The sequence below is a fragment of the Quadrisphaera sp. DVD1 genome, assembly GCF_058932755.1.
Genome location: NZ_JBZYWI010000220.1, coordinates 1 through 3187, shown reverse-complemented (window position 1 = coordinate 3187; position 3187 = coordinate 1). Strand labels below are relative to the sequence as shown.

The window sequence follows — 3187 nt, the reverse complement described above, 5'->3', positions numbered from 1 at the left end:
GACGGCCTGGCGCGCGCGTTCCCCGACGGCCTGCCGCTGGGCGAGGAGCGCCGCGCCGTCGACCTCGGCGTCGCCCTGGCCCGCCGCCTCGAGGGCGCGCTGCGCGTGCACCCCTCGGGCGTCGTGCTGCGACCGGACCCCGGCGCCTGGGTCGATCGCGTCGTGGTCAGCCGCTACTGGCTGGCCCCGCAGGAGGCCCGGGACGTCGTGGCGGCCACCGTGCCGGAGGCCGAGCTGGCGACCGAGGGCGCGGCGTGGACCGGGCTGCGCCCGGAGGCGGTGGCGGCCCTGGAGGCCGACGGCGCCGGCGAGGGGCTCACCGACGCCGAGCGCGAGGGGCTGCACCTGGCCGCCGACCGCCGCGACGCGATCGCCGCGAGCGCGGGGGTCCTCGACGGCTACGCGCTGGTGGTCGCGCTCGGTGGCGTCGTCGGCGCGGGGGGCGTCGAGGACGGCGGCGTGGTCGAGGTGAGGGTCTCGGCCGCCGAGGACCTGCCGCCCGTCCTGGCCCCGCTCGGCTGGTCCTCCGGGGCCGTGGAGTACCGGATCACCTGGTGGCCCGGCGACGAGGCCGAGGCCGAGCGCGAGGTGCCCACCGAGGAGCACCGCGCCGCCCGGGCCGAGGCCGCGGCCGTCGTCCGGGCTCTGTCCGACGCGCTGGTGCGGGCGGTGCAGGGCGTCGTCCTGGACGCCGAGGGGTTCCCGCTCACCCCCGTGCGCTGAGGGCACGAGCACCCGTCAGAACAGCCCCGCCACCCAGCGCACCACGGGGGGCAGGACGGCGGCGAGCACCGGGGCGCTCACGCCGAGCAGGGCGATGACCACGAGGGCGGCCATCACCCGGGCCAGCGGTGAGGGGCGGCCCGCTCCGGGCTCGCGCAGGGCGCGCAGCAGCACGGGGTCGAGGGTGCCACGCCGGAGCCCCGCGCGGAGAGCCGCGAGGCCGCCGGGCTCAGGCGTCCTCGAGGCCCTTCGGCAGGTGGCCGGCGGAGGTGCGGTACCACTTCGCCGCCTGGCGGGTGGCGACCATGACGACGAAGCCGCTCAGCGCCCCGCTGACGAGCGCCCAGGCCGTGGCCTCGCCCCACGAGGTGGTCGGGCTCATCGGGTTCAGCGGCGGGTTCGTGCCGGTGGTCTTCTTCCACGCCGTCGTGGCGACCTTGTTGGTGACCGTGCGCCCCCCGATCTTCGAGACCAGGCTCAGGACGTTCCACACCAGTGCACCCACGACATCGCCTCCAGCTCTCCGGTCCTGCTGCCGCTGCGGTCCGCGGCCGGCTGCCACCCTCCCGCGCCGGGAGGCGCGCGGCCACCCGAGAGCGCTACGCTTCCCCCGAACGACAGGGGAGCGCCAGCAAGGGCGCTGAGAGTGCGGGGAACCGCAGACCCTCGAACCTGATCCGGTTAGCACCGGCGTAGGGAGTCGGGCTTCTCAGCCGTGCACCCGTCCTCGGACGGGCGCACGGCGTCCCCTCCTCGAGACGTCCTGAGGAGGACCGCGTGACCAGCACCATCGACGACCCGGCGGGGACGACCACCACCCGCTCGAAGACCCCGCTGCTCGTGGGCGTGGGGGTGGCCCTCGCCGTGGTCGCCGTCTGGCTGTGGGCCGACGGCCTGCGCCTTCCCGCCGTCGTCCTCGCCGTCCTCGGCGCCGCGTGGCTCGTCGGGTGGCAGCGCTCGCGGTCCGGCTCTTGGCGCGTGGTGGACATCGTCGTGGCCAGCGTCCTCGGCGTCGCCGGTGGTCTGCTGTTCTCGGTCTGGAACCTCGGCGTCTACCCCGCCGTCAGCGCCGGCCTCGCGTTCTTCCCGCCGCTGTCGGCGGTCGTCGCGGGGGTGTGGCTCCTGCCCGGCGTGCTCGGCGGCCTCGTCGTGCGCCGGCCCGGCGCCGCGATCTACACCGAGCTGGTGGCGGCCGTGCTCAGCGCCCTCGTCGGCAACACCTGGGGGTTCTCCACGGTCTGGTACGGCCTGCTGGAGGGCGCCGGTGCCGAGGTAGTGCTCGCCCTGCTGCTCTACCGGCGCTGGGGCCTGCCCACCGCGCTGGCCGCGGGCGCCGGGGCCGGCGTCGTCGTCGGCGTGCTCGACGCCTTCGTCTACTACCCGGAGTTCAGCGCGGGCTACAAGCTCACCTACCTGGCCTTCGCCGTGGTCTCCGGGATCGTCATCGCCGGAGCGGGCAGCTGGGCGCTGACCCGAGCGCTCGCCGCCACCGGGGCGCTCGCCCCGCTGGCCTCGGGCCGCACGGCGACCCGGGTCTGACCCTGGGAACGACCCCGCGCAGCCCGCGGATCACGGCGCGCGGCTGGGGCTGGCGCTGGAACGGGCGCCGGGCCTGGGCCGTGCGCGGCCTCGACCTCGACGTGGCCCCCGGCGAGCGCGTGCTGCTCCTCGGTGCCAGCGGCGCGGGCAAGTCCACGCTGCTCGCCGGCATCGCCGGCCTGCTGGACGCCGGCCCCGACGGCACCGGTGAGCAGGAGGGCGAGCTGCTCGTGGACGGCGTCCCCGCACCCTGCGCCCGCCTGGAGGCCGTGGGGGCGGGGACCGGGGTCGCGCGGGCGGGCCTGCTGCTGCAGGACCCGCAGTCCCAGACCGTCCTCAGCCGGTGCGGTGACGACGTCGCGTTCGGCCTGGAGAACCACGCGGTCCCGGCGGCGGAGATCTGGCCGCGGGTGGACCGCGCGCTGGCCGACGTGGGCCTGCCGGTGGACCGCCGGCGCCCCACCGCCCGGCTGTCGGGGGGCCAGCGCCAGCGCCTGGCCCTGGCCGGCGTCCTCGCGCTCGACCCGGGCGTCCTGCTGCTCGACGAGCCGACCGCGATGCTCGACCCCGACGGCGCCCGCCGCCTGCGGGCGGTGGTGGGCGAGCGGCTGGCGGCCGCCGGCAGCGGGATGGTGCTCGTGGAGCACCGCGTCGCCCTGTGGCTCGACCTCGTGGACCGGGTCGTGGTCCTCGCGCCCGGAGGTGGCGTGCTCGCCGACGGGCCGCCGCAGCGGGTGCTCGCCGAGCGCGGCGAGGAGCTGGCCCGCGCGGGGGTGTGGGTGCCGGGCCGCCAGGCGGCTGCGCCGCACCGGCCGCCTCCCGCAGCCCCGGGGGAGGAGCTGCTGGTCCTCGACGGCGTCTCGGTGGGCCGTCGCGGCGCGGGCGCGCCGGTGCTGGCCGGGGTGGGCGCGACCGTGCGGGCGGG

At 77.8% G+C, this 3187-nt stretch carries 4 protein-coding genes, 1 pseudogene and 1 riboswitch; of the genes and pseudogenes, 3 read left to right on the top strand and 2 right to left on the bottom strand.

Going from position 1 to position 3187, the window contains the following annotated elements:
* Positions 1 to 723, top strand: a pseudogene (locus AC5FZL_RS16100) (hypothetical protein); the annotation flags it as partial.
* 15 nt (positions 724 to 738) lie between these two features.
* Here AC5FZL_RS16100 and AC5FZL_RS16095 read toward each other — a convergent pair.
* On the bottom strand, positions 739 to 897 hold the full coding sequence (locus tag AC5FZL_RS16095; protein ID WP_493619889.1) for a hypothetical protein: 159 nt from the start codon (positions 895 to 897) through the stop codon (positions 739 to 741).
* A 55-nt stretch (positions 898 to 952) separates the two neighbouring features.
* Entirely contained in the window at positions 953 to 1228 is a 276-nt protein-coding gene (locus AC5FZL_RS16090; RefSeq protein ID WP_493619888.1) for a DUF4235 domain-containing protein, read from the bottom strand.
* A 104-nt stretch (positions 1229 to 1332) separates the two neighbouring features.
* A riboswitch (TPP riboswitch) is annotated at positions 1333 to 1439 on the top strand.
* A 61-nt stretch (positions 1440 to 1500) separates the two neighbouring features.
* Between AC5FZL_RS16090 and AC5FZL_RS16085 the strand changes: the two genes are divergently transcribed.
* Together AC5FZL_RS16085 and AC5FZL_RS16080 are read left to right on the top strand one after the other, a co-directional pair.
* Positions 1501 to 2262 carry an ECF transporter S component gene (locus AC5FZL_RS16085; RefSeq protein WP_493619887.1) on the top strand — a complete coding sequence of 254 codons (762 nt, stop codon included), beginning with the start codon at positions 1501 to 1503 and terminating at the stop codon, positions 2260 to 2262.
* Between the two features lie 29 nt (positions 2263 to 2291).
* Positions 2292 to 3187, top strand: an 896-nt coding sequence (locus tag AC5FZL_RS16080) for an energy-coupling factor ABC transporter ATP-binding protein (RefSeq protein ID WP_493619890.1), incomplete at its 3' end; no start/stop codon positions are given.